This is a genomic window from Streptomyces sp. B15 (assembly GCF_018070605.1).
Lineage (GTDB): Bacteria > Actinomycetota > Actinomycetes > Streptomycetales > Streptomycetaceae > Streptomyces > Streptomyces smyrnaeus.
In genome coordinates this window covers 1-17432 of record NZ_JAGPXJ010000003.1, presented here as the reverse complement: position 1 = coordinate 17432, position 17432 = coordinate 1, and the positions used below count along the sequence as shown (strand labels likewise).

Sequence of the window (17432 nt, the reverse complement as noted above, 5' to 3'; positions counted from 1 at the left end):
GATTCCGTTCCGTAGTACCGCGCTCACGGTGGGGTCCGGACCCTCTCCTGTCAACCGGCGGGCCGCAGCCGCGGCCACCGGCTCGCGGTCGGGTCGGGGCGGTTGTCGGTGCGATGCGTCAGAATTGCTTCCAGGGCCACCGCACAACTGACTAGGGGCTACGCAATGTCAGGACTCATCGACACCACGGAGATGTATCTCCGCACCATCCTGGAGCTTGAGGAGGAAGGTGTGGTCCCGATGCGAGCCCGCATCGCCGAGCGCCTGGACCAGAGCGGTCCGACGGTCAGCCAGACCGTGGCCCGGATGGAGCGGGACGGGCTGGTGACGGTCGCCGGGGACCGGCATCTGGAGCTGACCGAGGACGGCAGGCAGCTCGCCACCCGCGTGATGCGCAAGCACCGGCTGGCCGAGTGCCTGCTGGTCGACGTCATCGGACTGGAGTGGGAGCAGGTGCACGCCGAGGCGTGCCGCTGGGAGCACGTGATGAGCGAGGCGGTCGAGCGCCGCGTGCTGGACCTGCTGCGCCATCCCACGGAGTCGCCCTACGGCAACCCCATCCCCGGCCTCGAAGAGCTGGGCGAGAAGGCGGAGGCCGACCCGTTCCTGGGCGAAGGCCTGGTCAGCCTCAACGACGTGGAGACGGACGGTGACGGCAAGACCGTCGTGGTCCGCAGGATCGGCGAGCCGATCCAGATGGACGCCCAACTGATGTACACCCTGCGGCGCGCCGGTGTGCAGCCGGGCGCGGTCGTCAGCGTCAACGCGGGCGCCGCGGGCGGCGTCCAGGTGGGCAGCAGCGGCGAGGCGGCGGAGCTCGGCACGGAGATCGCCGCGCACGTCTTCGTGGCCAAGCGCTGACGCCCGCGGCGACCGGCCTGCCCCCAGCAGATCGGGGAACCGCGTCACCTGCCAGCACGTTCCGTATCCGGGGACGGCCGAGTGCGCCCCGGCGTGCCGACGGCCGCCCCGGCGTCCGTAGGCGCGCCGCGGCCTTCGGTGAGCGCCCACGCGCGTGGGCGTCTTCCCAAATTCTTCAGGCCGTACCAGAGTTGCCGGAACACGAGCGGCCATGTGCGTGCCGTGCGACGCTGCTGCCGGCGGAAGGGGAGCCATCGATGCTGTGTTCCGCGGGCCCCGCACCGCCCCACGTCGGGTGGGTGAGCAGCCGGGGCTCCCGCGCGTTCGGCCGCCGGAGCCCCCACACCCCAAGTCCCCCCCCCGCGACCCCGAGCCCCCAGCTCTCAAGGTCTGCCGCCCTCCCGGTTCCTGTCTCCCCCGGGGGACGGCGGGCAACCCCACAGCGTTGTCACTCGAAGGTGGGGTATTCGCCGTGAGAACCGGCTGTTCGAATAAAGGTTCGATAGTCTGACGCGGCGGTCACAGGAGTGGGGGTGTCACGACGCATGGTGCGACGGATCGATGTGACGGGGGCGGACGGACTCGGGCTCGCCGCCTGGGAGTTCGCCGACCCGCCCAAGGCCGGTCCCGAAGCCCTGGCCGGCGTCGCCGCGCCAGGCGCGACGGAGCAGGCCCCCGGCTCCGGACGGCGGACCGACACACAGCGCCGCAAGCCCTCCGGAGTGCTTTTACTGCACGGACTCATGGGCCGCGCCTCGCACTGGGCAGGCACGGCCCGCTGGCTCGCCGACCGCTACCGCGCCGTCGCCCTCGACCAACGCGGCCACGGCCGCAGCGACAAGCCGCAAGAAGGACGCTACGACCGCGAGGCGTTCGTCGCCGACGCGGAGGCCGCACTCGAACAGCTCGAACTGGCCCCGGTGGCGCTCGTCGGCCATGCAATGGGCGCACTCACCGCCTGGCAACTCGCCGCCAAACGCCCCGACCTCGTCCAAGCCCTGGTGATCAGCGACATGCGCGCCTCGGCACTCGGCGAGCAGTCCCAGCGCGAATGGGAGGAGTGGTTCAAGTCCTGGCCCGTCCCCTTCGCGACCCTCGCCGACGTACGCAGATGGTTCGGCGAGGACGACCCCGCGCTGGAGCGCTCCCGCCCCTCGCGCGGCGAGTTCTTCGCCGAGGTGATGTCCGAACGCGAGGACGGCTGGCGACCCACGTTCTCACCCGAAGTGATGATGCGGGTCCGCGAGGCGTGGGTGCACGACGCGCACTGGGACGAGTTGGCCCAGGTCCGCTGCCCCACCCTCGTCGTCCGCGGACTCGACGGTGAACTGGGCCGCGCCGAGGCCCAGGAGATGGTGCGGGTGCTGCCGCGGGGGATCTACGCGGAGGTGACCGAGGCCGGTCACCTCATCCACTACGACCAGCCCGACGACTGGCGTCGCGTCGTAGAACCCTTCCTCCAAGCCACCCTCACCCTCCCGGGGGGCACGCCGCCCCCCGGGGCAACCCCGTGAGGGCTGGTGCCCCCGCCTGTCGTGGGGGCACGCCCTCTTGCGTGTTCGAGGGGTCGTGTCGGGGGCTGCGCCCCCGACCTTCGGCCGGGAGGGCCCCACCCAACGCCCCCCGCTAGTGCTGTGACCGCACCCACGGCGTCACCTACTTCCACGGCTGCTACTCCGTGGGCGACGACCGCCTGTGGGGCGTCAACCGCCGCCGCAAGGGCACCGCCAACACCCTGGCCGCGCTGAAGTCGATCCACGCCGCCCGACCGACAGCGCCCCGATCTACATCACCGGCGCCGACATCCGCCGCTGGGCGAAGAAGAACAAGGCCGAGCTGTGCTTCACCCGGACCTGCACATCTCGGGCCAACCCGATCGAGGCCCACTTCTGCCCGCTGCGGCAGTTCACCGCGCCGCTACCTGCGCTGGCGCAACGCCAACGCCCATCCCGACGTACTTGCCGCCCAACGCAAGGAACATGCCCGCACCCGCAGCGAGAAGGGCATCCGCTGCGGCGGACGCCCCCTCAACGCCGCAGCCTGACCGACCGCGAACCGCAGCCCCGGAGTACCGAAAGGGACAAGTTCACGAGAAGGACAGCGACAGAGGAACGACTCAGGAGGCGGACGGCTCGATCTCCCCCGCAAAGACGATGACCTGGTCGATGAGGCTCCGCCGCAAATGGACGACGTCCGTTCCCGCCAGGCGGGGACCTCCATCCGGCGTGGTGAAGACCCACTGGTACCGGGCCCACTCGTCAGGCATGTCCACCGCCGAGCAGCGCACCATCGTGCCGGTCCCTGCCGGGTGGCGCCGAATGTCCAGCACGAACCGCTCGACCGCCGCGATTCCTTCGCTGCGACCCAACGGCCCCCAGAAGACCACGTCCGAGGTCAGAGCCTGGGAGAGCAGGGCAGTCACATAAATGTCGTCCGAGGCGTTGAACGCGGAGATGAACGTGTCGATCGCGGAGCGTGCAATCTCTTCCTGCATGCCCCAGTAATACCAGCCGTCTCGCGTGCGCTCGTCCCGCGAGCCGCCTTCCGATCACGGTGAACCATCCCGGTCACAGCACTGGGTGGGCTTCGCCCCCCTAGGACCCCCTGCCGCGACTTCGGCCCCCTATTGATGTACGTGGGATCCGCCTACTGCCCCCAATTCGGCCGGTGGCGACCCTGCGGGTCGAGTGGTGCCACTCCGCCCGCACCGGCGTCACCGGCAACGCAATTTCGGCTCCCTCCCGCAGGCGTAGGCGAGAGTAGGAAGAAGCTCATCAACATCGGGCAGCCACCGATTGGCCGCATTGGGCTCCCGCGCCCACTGCACAGCCCCCCGCGCCCCGACGCGGGTAGGCGGCGCAGCCACCCAGTCCCCGACGCCCCTGCCCCGCAAGTCCAACGCGGTGGGCGCCCAGCCGAGCCGGCGCAAGGTGGCGGGAACCTTCGCGGCGACGCCGGGCAGGACGAAGAAGAGCATCCGGCCGTCCGGCGTGCAGGTGACCGGCCCCAGCGGCTGGGCCATCCGTTCCAGTCGGGCGAGTGCCAGGCAGCCGACGGCCTCTGAGACCTCAAGGGCGTCGAAGGCGCGGCCGGTCGGCAGCAGGACGGCGGCGCGCGGCTCGGTCGCCCACAACCGGCGCACGGTTGTCGCGCTCCCCGTCGTCTCGTCCGCCCAGCGTGCGCGCGTGGGATGTGCGCCGGGCGCGGGGCAGGCGAGGTCGCCGCAGGAGCAGCGCGGGACGCCGTCCACCGTCTCCAGCCAGGTGCCGGGGAAGACGTCCCAGGCCCGCTCCTGGGTGTAGCGCACCGCGTGTTCGAGAGGCGGCGCAGGCGGCGCCTGCGCCGCACCGCGCTGCTTGGGCAGACGCGCATCCGTGGCTGCTCCAGAGGTATTCGTTGTCACTCCAGAGGTAAAGGTGATGGTCTCTTCCACGACCATCACAACTTTTACCCCTCGCGGGGGTTACGGGGGCGGAACGGGGCGGTCCGAGGCGCGACGGCGCATGCACCCCCCGTGCACTCGCTGTTTTCGCTGCGCAGGGGGCAGCCCGCGCTCGGAACGGCGCATCGTGGCATGTGTGGGGGCGCGTGCACAGAAGAGCGGTCTTGGGTGGGTAGTCCCTCTCCGGTGCATTGTGCTGCGAAGGGCGGGGTTTGCAAGGAATCACAGGCATATGCGCCGAGCAACGCACCAAGCGCGAAGGCGCCAAGCGCGCACCGCAAGCCGCAAAGGCGCGCACCGCAAAGGCGCGCACCGCAAAGGCGCGCACCGCAAAAGCGCGAAGTGCAGTGATCATGCCGGGTCTTCAGCACGGAAACCACGGAGGGGGATCGCATGGCCGCCAGGCCCCTCGTTGCGAGGCAGCCCAACGAACGTCTGCAGGCGCTCATCCAGGAAGCCGGGTGCTCGAACGCGGGCCTGGCCCGCCGCGTCAACATGTGTGGTGCGGAGCACGGGCTGGACCTGCGCTACGACAAGACCTCCGTCGCGCGTTGGCTGCGCGGCCAGCAACCCCGTGGCCGGGCTCCTGGAATCATCGCCGAGGCCCTCGGCCGCAAGTTGGGCCGTACGGTGACGATCGACGAGATCGGCATGGCCAACGGCAAGAACCTCGCCTCAGGTGTGGGCCTCCAGTTCGCGCCGACGGTCGTCGGCGCGGTCGAGCAGGTCTGCGAGCTGTGGCGCAGCGACGTGGGCCGCAGAGACTTCCTGACGGGCTCGACGGTGGCCGCTTCGGCGCTGGTCGAGCCGAGCAGGGACTGGCTGATCACGCAGCCCGACCACCAGGTCGCCCGTTCCTCCGGTGCCCAGGTGGGTGTCGCGGACGTGGCGGCCGTGCAGGCGATGACCGAGGCGCTCTCCGACCTCGACCACCGCTACGGCAGCGGCCATATCCGCCCGGTGGTGGTGCACTACCTCAACAGTGTCGTCTCCGGGCTGCTCGCGGGCTCGTACAGGGAGGCGGTCGGCAGGTCGCTGTTCGCCACCGTCGCCCGGCTGACCGAACTGGCGGGCTACATGGCTGTGGACACCGGTCAGCACGGGCTGGCGCAGCGCTACTACATCCAGTCGCTGCGACTGGCGCAGGCGGCCGGGGACCGCGCCTACGGCGGCTATGTGCTGGCCGCCGGGATGAGCCATCTGGCCGCCTCGCTCGGCAACCCGCGCGAGATCGCGCAGTTGGCGCGTGCGGCGCAGGAGGGGGCGCGCGGGCAGGTGACGCCCCGCGCCGAGGCGATGTTCCACGCCGCGGAGGCGCGCGGGCATGCGTTGATGGGGGACGCGCGTGCCTGCCAGAGTTCCGTCACCCGGGCGTTGACGGCGATGGACGGCGCCGACGCGGCGGCCGACTCCGGCGACGATCCGCCGTGGATCGCGCACTTCGACCGCGCCTACCTCGCGGACGAGCTCGCCCACTGCCACCGCGACCTGGGCCAGGCCGAGAGCGCGGCGGCGCGCGCGGAGGAGGCCGTCACCGGGCACCCGGAGGGCCGCGCGCGGCGGCGCGCGATCGGGCTCTTCCTGCTGGCGGACGCGCAGGTGCAGCAGCGCGAGGTGGAGCGTGCCTGCCACACGGGCGGGCAGGCGGCACAGCTGCTCGCCGGTCTGCGCTCGGACCGGGGCGCGGAGTATCTGGACGACTTCCGGCAGCGGCTGGAGCCGTACCGCGACGAGCCGGTGGTGCGGGAGTTCCACGAGAGTCTGGGGCTGGCTGCGGTGGCGTGAGGAATCCGAGTGGCCGAGTGCCACGGCCCTTGAGATATGCCGGAAACCTCCTCTTCCGGGGGCTTCATCTCGACATGAGGTGAAGGAAGGGTGTCCGCACATCTGGGTGCGTGGTCCCCCGTTGGCGTGACCCGGTAGCGTGAGCCGACGCTTCCGCTAGCCATGCGAACGAGGAGTCTCGGTGACAACGCACAACGGACGCGGACAGGACGGGACTTCCGGCTCCGCCGGTGACGCCCTGCCCGCCTCCACGACCCCGTACGAAGGGGTCGTGCTGCCTGCCAACGGCGACCCTTGGACTCCTCAGCAGCAGCGCCAGGTCCAGTCCGAACGCGACCGCGTACAGCCCCCTGTCGGGCAGCCGTGGGGCCGGCCTTGGGGGCCGGGTTCCGAGGCGGCCCAGGCCGAGGGTGCCGCGCACGGCGACGGCACCGCGCCCGGCGGCGCCCCGCAGGGCGGTCCGGGTTACTGGGGCGCCCCCCAGCAGAACGCCCCCTCCGGTTCGCTGCCTCTCCCTCCGGAGGGCACTCCGGCCCGCCCGTCGCACCCACCGTCGCCGCCGACGCCCGAGGGTGCTGGACCGCTGCCCCCGGCAACCGGTCCTGGCGGTCCCCAGGGCACGGGTGGTCCCGGTGGTCCTGGTCCGATGCCGCTGCCGGACGGCCCGGGTGCGATGCCGTCCGGCAGCACGGCGGGGTACGCCCGGCCCGAGCCGGACGCGTACGGGCAGCAGCTGCCCGGCGCCATGCCGTCCACCGACCCGTACGGGCAGCCGGGTCCGGGTGTCGGAGCGCCGGAGCCGTACGGGGCGGCACGGCCCGCCGGGCCGGGGCGGCATGCGATGCCGGCCCCGCCGACCGCCCCGCCGGCCTCGCCCCCTTCACCCCCTTCCTCCTCCGCCGCCCCGCAGGGTGGTGTCGGTGACAGCGACGCCACCCAGATGCTGCCGCCGTTCCCGACGGGTCAGCCGCTGCCCGGAGGCTCCGTCGGCCCCGACGACGGAACCCAGTTGCTGCCGCCGCAGCAGCCGGCCGGACCGGTGGGCGGGGGCGCCGACAGCGAGGCCACGCAGTATCTGCCTCCCATGGCGGGCGGCGTGGGCAGCGGCGTGGGCAGCGGCGTGGGAAACGACTCCGAGGCGACCCAGATGCTCCCGCCGATGTCCGCCGCGGGCGGCGCCCCCACCGGGGGCGGGCAGGGGGCCGAGGAGCCGGGTGAGCGTCGGCCGCTGCCGGAGTTCGACAATCTCTTCAGGTCCGACGCCCCGCGGTCGGGGGCCCCGGGGCAGGCGGGCAGCGACGAACCGGGTTCCACCCAGAGCCTCCCCGTCTTCGACCAGGCGGCGCAGCAGCAGCCGGCGCCACCGCGTGGCGGCTACGGCTACCCGCAGCCGGGCTCCCAGCGCGGCGGCTACGGCTATCCGCAGCCGGGCTCCCAGCGGGGCGGCTACGGCTATCCGCAGCAGCCGCCGGGTCCCCAGGGCGGCGGTGGCGGCTACGGCTACCCGCAGCCGGGCTCCTCGCAGTACGAGCCGCAGGTCGGTGGCCGGGCGGCGCGGCGCGATGCCGACCGGGGCCGGCGCAGAACGCCTCCCTGGCTGCTGATAGGCGGCGGTCTGGCGGGGGTCGGCCTCTGCGGCCATCGGCCTGGTCGTCGGCCTTCTCCTCGCGAACGGCGGTGACGGTTCGTCCGAGGAGAACCCGAAGCCGTCGAGCGCGCCGGCGGGGGAGGAGTCCCCGGCGCCGGATCCCGCCGAGGCGCAGGCCAAGAAGCTGGACGCGCTGCTGGCGGACAGCAACAACAGCCGCTCCGCCGTCGTGCGTTCCGTGCAGAACATCCGGGCCTGCAAGTCGCTGGGCAAGGCGGCGGCCGACCTGCGGGCCGCGGCCAAGCAGCGCACCGGCCTGGTGCGGCGGCTCGGCGAGCTGAAGACGGACCGGATCCCCGACAGCGCGGAGCTGAACTCCGCGCTCAAGAGCGCCTGGCGGTCCTCGGCCTCTGCGGACACCCACTACGCGGCCTGGGCGGATCAGGCGGCGCGCAAGAAGGGCTGCCACAAGGGCAAGGCGAAGCCGACCAAGCAGCTCGCGGCGGGCAACCGCGCCAGCGGCTCGGCGACCATCGCCAAGAAGAAGGCGGCACGGCTGTGGAATCCGACGGCGAAGAAGTACGGCCTCGAAGAGCGGCCGTACGGCTCGCTGTGAGCGGGTCCGGCGGGGGAGCCGGGGCCCGCGCCCGGGGGCCGGCGCCCGGAACGTAGGGTCGGTCACCATGCAGCAAGCAGGTTCCGTGAAGTCTTCCCGACGTGGCCGTCGTTCCACCACCATAGGCGGCATGCCTGTCAACGACGTGCCCTGGTGGCGCTGGCGCAGCAACGTGCGTTCCGCGCTGCACATGCTCTCCGACCAGACCTTCCAGCACGAGTGCTGGCTGGCCGGACTCCCCGGATACGGCGATGTCACGGATGCCGTCTACCGCCTGGTCGAGGACACCTGGCTGGACAACTGGTCGGCGGAGAAGTACGTCGGAACGATCTTCCGGGACGCGCAGGAAGCCCAGCTCGTGGACGCTGCCGTGCTGCGGGTACTGCGCATCATGCATCAGGTCGGCGCCGACGCCCCGGTCGCCTCCTACCTGGAGCACCCGGCGTGGCCGGACGCCGTACGAGCCGCCCGGGAGGCGCATGTGCTGCTCGCCGGCAACGACGGTGAGGACCCGGACGAGCCCCCGCGCTCGCTGGAGGTCCTGGCGATCATGCTCAGGACGGTGTGAGGGGGCCACCCGTGGCCACCGACCGGCCGGGGGGCCGGGGCCGGGAGCGCTGGTGCGGGGCACCTGCCGCGATGTGCCAATCTTGAGGTCATGAGCCAGTCGCACCCCGCCCCCGACAATCCCGCTGAAGTCGCCGAAAGCGAACAGGCGGGTCAGTTCGTCCTCACTCTCTCCTGCCCGGACAACCAGGGCATCGTGCACGCCGTCTCCAGCTATCTGTTCATGACGGGCTGCAACATCGAGGACAGCCAGCAGTTCGGGGACCGTGACACCGGGCTCTTCTTCATGCGCGTCCACTTCACCGGCAACACCACCCTGGAGAAGCTGCGGGCCAGCTTCTCCGCCGTCGGGGACTCCTTCCGGATGGACTGGCAGATCCACCGGGCCGAGGAGAAGATGCGGGTCGTCCTCATGGTGAGCAAGTTCGGGCACTGCCTGAACGACCTGCTCTTCCGCTCCAGGATCGGGGCCCTGCCCATCGAGATCGTCGCCGTGGTCTCCAACCACACCGACTTCGCGGAGCTGGTCGCCTCCTACGGCATCCCCTTCCACCACATCCCTGTGACGAAGGACACCAAGGCGGCGGCCGAGGAACGGCTGCTGGAACTGGTCGAGGCGGAGCAGGTCGAACTGGTCGTTCTGGCCCGCTATATGCAGGTCCTCTCCGACAACCTCTGCAAGCGGCTGTCCGGGCGGATCATCAACATCCACCACTCCTTCCTGCCGAGCTTCAAGGGCGCCAAGCCCTATCACCAGGCGCATGCGCGCGGCGTCAAACTGATCGGCGCGACGGCGCACTATGTGACCGCCGACCTCGACGAGGGGCCGATCATCGAGCAGGAGGTCGAACGGGTCGGCCACGACGTCACCCCCGAGCAGTTGGTCGCCGTCGGGCGCGACGTGGAGTGCCAGGCCCTGGCGCGTGCGGTGAAGTGGCACAGCGAGCACCGCGTCCTGCTGAACGGCCACCGCACGGTGGTCTTCACCTGACCGGCAGCGGTCCCGGCCCGACCGGGCGGAAGGGCCGGTGCTCGCATGTCCGCGCGAGCACCGGCCCTTCCCTTCCCGCCCGCTGGTGTCGCTTCCTGCCCGCTGGTGCCGCCGACTCCTCGGGGCCGGGTCAGAGCCGGGACAGGGACGCGGTGGCGTAGAGGACGTCCCGGACGGCCTGGAGGTCTCCGTCCTGCCCCGCGGCGGCTTCCAGAGGCGGGACGTGGCCTGCGGCGAGTTGGCAGAACTCCAGACCGTCCAGGGCGATGTGCGCCACCTTGCCCTCCGGGGAGGCGCGGGCGCCGGGGGAGTCGAGCGGGATGTACCAGTCGCCCCCTCCGTTGCCCTCGACCTCCAGGTGCAGGGTCCGGCCGGGCGCTCCCGCCGCGGCCAGGCCGTGGGGCGGCGGTGCGAGCCCGGTGCGGCGACGGGCCGCGAGCGCGCCGGGCAACTGCCGGGCGGCGAGGTCGACCAGCAGATTGAGATGGGCGGGGCCGGGTGGCCCGTACGGGTAGTCGACGGCTTCCGCGATGTCCTCGGCGTGCATCCAGCACTCGAACGCCCGGTCCAGGAACGCGTCGCGCAGCGGCAGCGAGAAGTTCCCGTAGGAGACGAGTCGGTTGCGTGCGGCGCTCGGACCGGAGCCGCTGTCGTCGTCCGCGGCGAGGAACGACACGTCGCGGATCATGGCGTGGCTCTGCTCCCGCCAGGGTTCGCGGACTGCCGGGGTGTGGTGCCCGCCGTCCTCCAGCGCCCAGTAGATCTCCGTACGGGTCTGCGGGTCCGCGCCGGGCTCGCCGCGGCGGGCCTGGGAGAAAGGGGCTCCGGAGAAGGGGGCTCCGGAGGAAGTGGGCCGGGGAGAACGGGACCCGGTGGGAAGGGCGTCGGCGGGCAGCGGATCGGGCAGCCCGATACCGGCGGCCACCAGCCCGTCGACCGCGAGCAGATGGCCGATGACGCCGGCCACGGTCGTCTCCCGGGTGGTCTGCCGGTCGCCGTCGAACCAGCGCAGCTGTACGGGCGCGCGCCACTCCGCGTCGGCCATGTCGCGCAGCAGTGCGTCCAGCCGGGCCGTCTCCGCGTCGTAGGGGGCCGCCCAGGTGGGCATCGGTATACGCGCCGGGCGGCGGTCCAGGCAGCCTTGGAGGACGCGGGAGCGCAGCATGGGGTCGAGATCGAGGCTGTCCTCGGCGTGCAGTAGTCCGACCGCGTCACGCAGCCGCAGTGCTTCCTCGGCGCAGGGTGCGCAGTCGGTCAGATGCGCTTCGACGGCGGCGGTCTCCTCGGCGGAGCAGGCCGCCAGCGCCCAGGCGCCGAGGAGCGAGGTGAGGATCCGGTGGTCGTGTAGTTCGCCTTCCGGTGCGGCTTCGGCGGTGCCGGTCGTCGGGGAGGGCTTGCCCGGTCCCGGCCCGGTGGATCGCCCCGGGCCGGGCGGTGTCGGTGGTGTCGGTGGCGTACTCATGGACGGTGTCCCGCGCCGGGCGGTGTCATGGCGGGCCGCGTCATGGCGGAGGAGAGGAGTTGGAGCCCGAGCCGCAGCCGGCGGCGGGCCTCGTCCTCGGTGACGCCGAGGCTGCGTGCCGTCTGCCGGTAGTCGTGGCGCTCGAAATACGCCAGTTCGAGCGCGGCGCGCAGTGAGGAGGGCATGGAGGTGACGATGTAGTCGGCGCGTGCCGCGGTGGCGGCCGTACGGACCTGCTCCTCGAACCGTTCGGCCTGCTCCGGCGAGCAGGGGCCGGCGCTGCGCTGCTGCTGCCGCAGCCTGCCGGTCGCCGTCCGCTGGGTCAGCTCCGCTATCCACGACCGCATCGGGCCCTCCCGCGGGTCGAAGGTGTGCGGGTTCTCCCAGATCTGTGCGAAGACGTCCCGGGTGGCCCTGTCTGCGGCCTCCTCGTCGTCGAGCACCCGGTAGGCGAGGCCGTGCACGAGGGAGGCGAAGCGGTCGTAGAGCTCGCCGAGCGCCGCGGCCTCGCCGCGCGCGAGCCGCTGCTGCATCTTCCGGTCCCAGCGCGGTGGTGTGTCGTTCGCCATGGTGGCCCCCAGCCCCTCGGTTCCGCCGTCCGCTTCCGGTCCGCGGTCGGCGGTGCCGCTGTCGGCGGTCCCTTCCGCCTCTTGTGATGCCCGTCAACTCCTCGAATGTAGTGCGAGCCGCTGACAACGCACGCCCCTTTTGAGGCAACGCGCGCCCCGGAATGGTTGCCCAGGGTGCAGATTTCGTCACGGAGAGCTCGGTTCGGACGAGGTGGAAGGGGCGCAAGAGGTGTGAGCTGCCGAGCGTTATGGGGGCGTGACCACAAGTTCTCGCAGGTTCCCCTGGGTAATACCGCCCGACCGCATAGGGTCGTTTCCCTGGGAGCAGTTTTGGAGGGGTGGGCCGGGGCAGCCGACTGTTGTGGGCGATCGACGAAGGGGTTGCGGGGAGTGTCGTTGAAGGTGCTGGAGGAGGAGCGGGGCGGGTGGGCCGTGCTCCGCGTCTCCGGTGAGCTCGACCTGGTCACGTCACCCGCCGTGCGGCAGCATGTGCACGATGCCGTGGCCGAGGGACGCAGAAGCCTGGTGCTCGATCTGTCCGATGTCCTCTTCTGCGATTCCAGCGGAGTGGGTGTCCTGATCGCCTCGCGGCGGCTGATGCGGTCCTGTGCGGGGCGGCTGCGGCTGATCCTGCCCGCACGCGGCGCCGAGGACGGCTCGCATGTGAACCGGGTGCTCGCGGCGCTGGGCGTGCGGCGGCTCTTCGACTGCTACCCGGATCTGGCCACGGCCACCGAGGCGCACACCGCCACGGGTCCTCTCACCGCCTGAGCCGCCCCGGGCCGGGCCTCTCCCGGCGTGAGGGGCGACCGGGCCGGCCGCCGAGGGGCCCCGGACCGGCCGCGAAGGCCGCAACCCGCCGGTCAGCCGAATCTCTCCCGCAGCTTGTACTTGAGCACCTTGCGCAGCGTCTCGTTGCGCGGCAGCGCCTCCAGCACTTCCAACTGCTCGGGCAGCTTGTAGGTGGCCAGCCCCTCCCCGCGCAGATGTGCGGTCAGCTCGGCGAGCGTGACCCGTGGCGCACCTTCCGGCTGTTCGACGACGGCGCAGACCCGCTCCCCCCGCTCCGGGTCGGGCAGCCCGATCACGGCCGCGTCGGCGACCCCGGGATGTTCGTAGAGGAGTTGCTCGATCTCCTTGGCCGAGATGTTCTCGCCCTTACGGATGATGATGTCCTTGGTGCGGCCGGTGAGCACCAGGTGCCCGCTCTCCCGTAAGTGCCCCACGTCTCCGGTGATCAGAAAGCCCTCTGTGTCGAAGGCCGCGGCGGTCCGGTCCGGATCCAGATAGCCCTGGCAGACCGCCTCGCCGCGCAGCCGGACCTCGCCCTCGCTCCCGGGCGGCAGCGGTGCGCCGTTCGGCGCGGTGATGCGGATCTCCATCCCCGCGGGCGGGCGTCCCTCGGTGGTGGCGAGCTGTTCCGGTGCGTCGTCGGGGTCGCCCATCGTGATCATCGGGGCTTCGGTCATGCCGTAGCCGTGGGTGAGTTGGCAGCCGAGTTCGGTGACGACCTCGTGGTAGAGCTCGGCGGGTTTGGGTGCGCCGCCGCCGGCGAGCAGCCGCAGGGTGGGGAGCAGCTTCTCCCCGGGGTGCTTGCGCTGTTCGGCCAGGAACATCGAGTAGAAGGCGGTCGAGCCACCCGCCGAGGTCACTCCGTGGCGCCGGTAGCCCGCCAGCGCGTCCGGCAGTGCGAACTTCTCGAACAGCACGGCGGGGAACCCGTACAGCAGCAGCATCACCAGGTAGTCGGGACCGCCTATGTGTGCGTAGGGAAAGGCGATCGAGCCGACGTCGTCCGGGCGCAGCCGCAGTGCGTGCGCCAGACAGGAGCCGCCGGCGATGAGGCCGCGGTCGGTGTGGCGCACTCCGCTCGGCTCCGAGGTGGTGCCGGAGGTCCAGTAGATCCACCGCACTGTCGTCCCGTCGTCGGGCGGCGGTGGAAGCGGGACGGGGGAGCCGGGGTCGGCGTCGGGGAGGGAGTCGTGGACGAGGAGTGTGCGCAAGGCGGGCTCGTGCGGCTTCCGGGCGCGGTCGGCCAGCGCGGCGTAGTCGGTGCCGTGCCACTGCCCGGGGTGTACGTACCAGGCGGCGTCGGTCGCACGCAGGGCGAGGGCGACTTCGCGCTCCCGGTGGCCGGGGATCAGCGGCGTCTGCCGTACGCCGAGCCGGGCCAGGGCCAGGGACAGGACGACGGTTTCGATACGGGTGGGCAGTTGCCAGGCGACGGTGTCCCCGGGGCGCACGCCCTGTCGGTGCAGTCCGGCGGCGGTGCGTTCGGCACGGGTGCGCAGTTCGCCGAAGGTGAGACAGGAGTCGTCGTCCGGGTTGTCGGCGGCCTGGATGAGCGCGGGCGCTGCCGGGCTGAGCTCGGCCCGTCGTACGACCAGCTCCCACAGGGTGCGCGAGGTGCCGAGCTGGTGTGCGACCGCGGTCGCGCCACCCTCGGATTCGTCGCGCCCGGCCCCTCGGTCTTCGGTGGACATGCCGGCCCCCTCGGTTCTGCTCGGCTCCCGCCTGCGGGACGCCCGCGACGAGCTGACGGAGCGTCAGATGGTGCGGGAAGCGTAGAAGGCGACGCCTTGTCGGTCCAGAGGCGCGGGGCTAGCCTCTTTCTGACGGGGCATCAGAAAAACGGTATGGCGAGGGGGCCACGCCCGTGACCGAACTACCGCGCATCATCAGCGTCGACGACCATGTCATCGAGCCCGCACACCTCTTCGAGACCTGGCTGCCGGCCAAATACCGGGACCGCGGGCCCAAGCCGCTCACCGCCGGTATCGGCGAGTTGGAGTACGTCGGCGGCAAGTACCGGATCACCATGGACCCGGACGGGCCACCGACCGACTGGTGGATCTACGAGGACCTGAAGTTCCCGTACAAGCGCAACATCGCCGCCGTCGGCTTCGACCGGGACGAGATGACACTGGAGGGCATCACCCGCGACCAGATGCGCCCCGGCTGCTGGGATCCGGCCGAACGCCTCAAGGACATGGACCTCAACCATGTGGAGGCGTCGCTGTGCTTCCCCACCTTCCCCCGCTTCTGCGGGCAGACGTTCGCCGAGGCGCACGACAAGGAGGTCGCGCTGGCCTGCGTACGCGCCTACAACGACTGGATGGTCGAGGAGTGGTGCGGCGACTCGGGCGGGCGGCTCGTCCCGCTGTGCCTCATCCCGCTGTGGGACATCGACCTGGCCGTCGCCGAGGTACGCCGCAACGCGGGACGCGGCGTGCGGGCCGTCACCTTCAGCGAGATCCCGACGTATCTGGGGCTGCCCAGCATCCACAGCGGCCGCTGGGACCCGTTCTTCGCCGTCTGCGAGGAGACCGGCACCGTCGTCAACATGCACATCGGCTCCTCTTCCCAGATGCCCGCCGCCTCCCCCGACGCGCCCCCGGCCGTGCAGGCGTCGCTGTCCTTCAACAACGCCATGGCCTCGATGATGGACTTCCTCTTCAGCGGCGTCCTGGTCAAGCACCCGCGCCTCAAGCTCGCCTACAGCGAGGGACAGATGGGCTGGATCCCCTACGCCCTGGAGCGCGCCGACGACGTATGGGCGGAGCACCGCGCCTGGGGCGGCGTGCGCGATCTGATCCCCGAGCCGCCCTCCACCTACTACTACCGGCAGATCTTCTGCTGCTTCTTCCGCGACAAACACGGGGTGGCGGCACTGGATGCGGTCGGCCGCGACAACGCCACCTTCGAGACCGACTACCCGCACGTCGACTCCACCTTCCCGCACACCAAACAGGTCGCACTGGACCATGTGCGGGGACTGGACGAACAGACCGTCCACAAGCTGATGCGCGGCAACGCCATCCGCATGCTGGAACTCGACCTGGTGTGAGGAACCCCTTGGTGCGAGGCCCCGCAGCGAGGCCCCGTGCAGTGAGACCCCCTGCGGTGAGGGGCACCGGCCCGGCGTGAGGGAGCGGCCATGGAACTGGCGTACACGCAGGAGGAAGAGGAGTTCCGGGCGCGGCTGCGCACCTGGCTCGCCGAGGTGTTGCCCACCCTGCCGCCCCGTCCCGACCCGCTGGACTGGCCGGCCCGGCGCGCCTACGACATGGACTGGCAGCGCAGGCTCCACGACGCCGGATACGCGGGCCTGCACTGGCCGAAGGACGCCGGCGGCCGGGGCGCGACACCCACCCAGCACCTGATCTTCCTGGAGGAGACGGAGGCGGCCGGAGCCCCCTACGTCGGCGCCGGATTCGTCGGACTGCTGCACGCCGGGCCGACGATCGCCGCCGAAGGCACCCCGCGGCAGCGCGCCCGCTGGCTGCCGCCGATCCTGCGCGGCGAGGAGGTGTGGTGCCAGGGGTTCTCCGAACCGGACGCCGGCTCCGACCTGGCCGCACTGCGCACCCGTGCGGTGCGCGACGGCGACACCTATGTGGTGACCGGCAGCAAGATCTGGACCTCGCACGCAGAGGTTGCCGACTGGTGCGAACTGCTCGTCCGTACGGACCCGGAAGCGCCCCGGCACCGGGGCATCAGCTGGCTCGCCCTGCCCATGGACGCGCCCGGCGTCACCGTACGGCCGCTGCGTACGCTGGCCGGCTCGCGGGAGTTCGCCGAGCTCTTCCTGGACGAGGTGCGGGTGCCGGTCGGCAACCGGGTCGGTGCCGAGAACGACGGCTGGCGCGTCACCATGGTGACCCTCTCGTTCGAGCGCGGCACCGCTTTCGTCGCGGAGGTCGTCGCCTGCCGTCGCACCCTGCGGCTGCTCGCACGGCGGGCGCAGCGGAACGGCTGTTGGGACGACGCGACAGTGCGTCGTCGGCTGGGACGGTTGAACGCGGAGTTCAGCGCACTGTGGCGACTCATCCAGTGGAACGTCAGCGAGGCCGCGCACGGACTGCGCCAGGGCGGCACGGGCGCCCCAGGAGTGGGCGGTTCGGTGTTCAAACTGCGCTACTCGCACGCGCGGCAGGAGCTGTACGAGACCGCTGCGGCGGTACTGGGCCCCGCGTCGCTGGAGCTGTCGCAGGAGTGGGCACTGGAGCGGCTGTCCTCCCTCTCGTACACCATCGCCGCCGGCACCTCGCAGATCCAGCGCAACATCGTCGCCGAGCGCATCCTCGGCCTGCCGAGGGGGCGGTGAGGGCCGGATGGACTTCAGGCTGACAGCGGACCAGGAGGCGCTGCGGCGCGGTATGCGTGAACTGCTGGCGGCGCGCTTCGGGCGCGAGGCGCTGCGGGCCGCGGTGGACGGCGACGAGCAACAGCAGGTCGTCGACGGCCGCCTGTGGCGCGAGCTGGGGGAGGCGGGGCTGTTCGCGCTCCGGGCGCCGCAGAGCGCGGGCGGTGTCGGCCTGGGCCTGCCCGAGGCGGTGCTGCTGTTCGAGGAGGCGGGACGGGTGCTGCTGCCCGGCCCTCTGGTGGCGAGCCACCTGGCGGGCGGCACGGGGCTGGTGGCGGGGGCGGCGGACGGTTCGGTGGTGGTGACAGCGCTGGAGGAGGGGCCGCGCCCGGACTGTGGGGCGGCACCGCTGGTCGAGCACCTGGACGCGGCAGGCGCAGTGTTGGCGCTGGGGGAGGGGTACGG

At 71.8% G+C, this 17432-nt stretch carries 16 protein-coding genes and 1 pseudogene; 12 read left to right on the top strand and 5 right to left on the bottom strand.

All coding sequences use genetic code 11. The features are described from left to right. Positions 1-165: 165 nt before the first annotated feature. From KBY19_RS02595 to KBY19_RS36135, 3 genes and pseudogenes are all read left to right on the top strand, one after another. Positions 166-861, top strand: coding sequence for a metal-dependent transcriptional regulator (locus KBY19_RS02595; RefSeq protein ID WP_099882083.1), 696 nt, complete (start codon positions 166-168; stop codon positions 859-861). Positions 862-1406: 545 nt separating this feature from the next. Next, positions 1407-2375, top strand: a complete 969-nt coding sequence (locus KBY19_RS02590; RefSeq protein WP_099882081.1) for an alpha/beta fold hydrolase — start codon at positions 1407-1409, stop codon at positions 2373-2375. A gap of 125 nt (positions 2376-2500) precedes the next feature. Continuing rightward, positions 2501-2905 (top strand): annotated as a pseudogene (locus tag KBY19_RS36135) (IS630 family transposase); the annotation flags it as partial. 72 nt (positions 2906-2977) lie between these two features. Here KBY19_RS36135 and KBY19_RS02585 read toward each other — a convergent pair. Both KBY19_RS02585 and KBY19_RS02580 read right to left on the bottom strand, forming a co-directional pair. Further along, positions 2978-3355 carry a hypothetical protein gene (locus KBY19_RS02585; protein ID WP_099882079.1) on the bottom strand — a complete coding sequence of 126 codons (378 nt, stop codon included), beginning with the start codon at positions 3353-3355 and terminating at the stop codon, positions 2978-2980. A gap of 219 nt (positions 3356-3574) precedes the next feature. Further along, a complete protein-coding gene (locus KBY19_RS02580; protein WP_210965055.1) occupies positions 3575-4300 on the bottom strand; it encodes a bifunctional DNA primase/polymerase in 726 nt (241 codons plus the stop codon). 396 nt (positions 4301-4696) lie between these two features. Here KBY19_RS02580 and KBY19_RS02575 point away from each other — a divergent pair, with 396 nt between their 5' ends. From KBY19_RS02575 to purU, 5 genes are all read left to right on the top strand, one after another. Continuing rightward, positions 4697-6088 (top strand): transcriptional regulator, encoded by a 1392-nt coding sequence (locus tag KBY19_RS02575; protein ID WP_099882077.1) that lies wholly within the window; start codon positions 4697-4699, stop codon positions 6086-6088. Between the two features lie 181 nt (positions 6089-6269). Continuing rightward, positions 6270-7769 carry a hypothetical protein gene (locus KBY19_RS02570; protein WP_247690540.1) on the top strand — a complete coding sequence of 500 codons (1500 nt, stop codon included), beginning with the start codon at positions 6270-6272 and terminating at the stop codon, positions 7767-7769. 145 nt (positions 7770-7914) lie between these two features. Then, a complete protein-coding gene (locus KBY19_RS36130) occupies positions 7915-8292 on the top strand; it encodes a hypothetical protein (RefSeq protein WP_247690539.1) in 378 nt (125 codons plus the stop codon). 67 nt (positions 8293-8359) lie between these two features. Continuing rightward, positions 8360-8860, top strand: a complete 501-nt coding sequence (locus KBY19_RS02565; RefSeq protein WP_099882075.1) for a hypothetical protein — start codon at positions 8360-8362, stop codon at positions 8858-8860. Between the two features lie 90 nt (positions 8861-8950). Then, on the top strand, positions 8951-9850 hold the full coding sequence (gene purU / locus KBY19_RS02560) for a formyltetrahydrofolate deformylase (RefSeq protein WP_185017311.1): 900 nt from the start codon (positions 8951-8953) through the stop codon (positions 9848-9850). 130 nt (positions 9851-9980) lie between these two features. Here the strand turns inward: purU and KBY19_RS02555 are convergent, their stop codons facing one another. Next, a complete protein-coding gene (locus tag KBY19_RS02555; RefSeq protein WP_210965054.1) occupies positions 9981-11312 on the bottom strand; it encodes an anti-sigma factor in 1332 nt (443 codons plus the stop codon). Beyond that, positions 11309-11881: a sigma-70 family RNA polymerase sigma factor gene (locus tag KBY19_RS02550; protein ID WP_099882069.1), complete on the bottom strand. Its 573-nt coding sequence runs from the start codon at positions 11879-11881 to the stop codon at positions 11309-11311. The genes KBY19_RS02555 and KBY19_RS02550 overlap by 4 nt, the downstream gene beginning before the upstream one ends. 390 nt (positions 11882-12271) lie before the next feature. Between KBY19_RS02550 and KBY19_RS02545 the strand changes: the two genes are divergently transcribed. Then, entirely contained in the window at positions 12272-12652 is a 381-nt protein-coding gene (locus tag KBY19_RS02545; protein WP_180289671.1) for an STAS domain-containing protein, read from the top strand. 92 nt (positions 12653-12744) lie between these two features. On the opposite strand, the gene KBY19_RS02540 is transcribed toward KBY19_RS02545, so the two are convergent. Then, on the bottom strand, positions 12745-14364 hold the full coding sequence (locus tag KBY19_RS02540) for a class I adenylate-forming enzyme family protein (protein WP_210965053.1): 1620 nt from the start codon (positions 14362-14364) through the stop codon (positions 12745-12747). Positions 14365-14537: 173 nt separating this feature from the next. On the opposite strand from KBY19_RS02540, the gene KBY19_RS02535 reads away from it, so the two are divergent. The 3 genes from KBY19_RS02535 to KBY19_RS02525 form a co-directional block, all read left to right on the top strand. Then, the gene (locus tag KBY19_RS02535) at positions 14538-15728 is read left to right on the top strand and encodes an amidohydrolase family protein (protein WP_185017308.1); all 1191 of its coding nucleotides are present in this window, start codon (positions 14538-14540) and stop codon (positions 15726-15728) included. Between the two features lie 90 nt (positions 15729-15818). Then, complete coding sequence (locus tag KBY19_RS02530; protein ID WP_210957248.1) at positions 15819-16988, top strand: acyl-CoA dehydrogenase family protein; 1170 nt, start codon at positions 15819-15821, stop codon at positions 16986-16988. A 7-nt stretch (positions 16989-16995) separates the two neighbouring features. After that, on the top strand, positions 16996-17432 hold a 437-nt coding region (locus tag KBY19_RS02525; RefSeq protein WP_210965052.1), incomplete at its 3' end, for an acyl-CoA dehydrogenase family protein.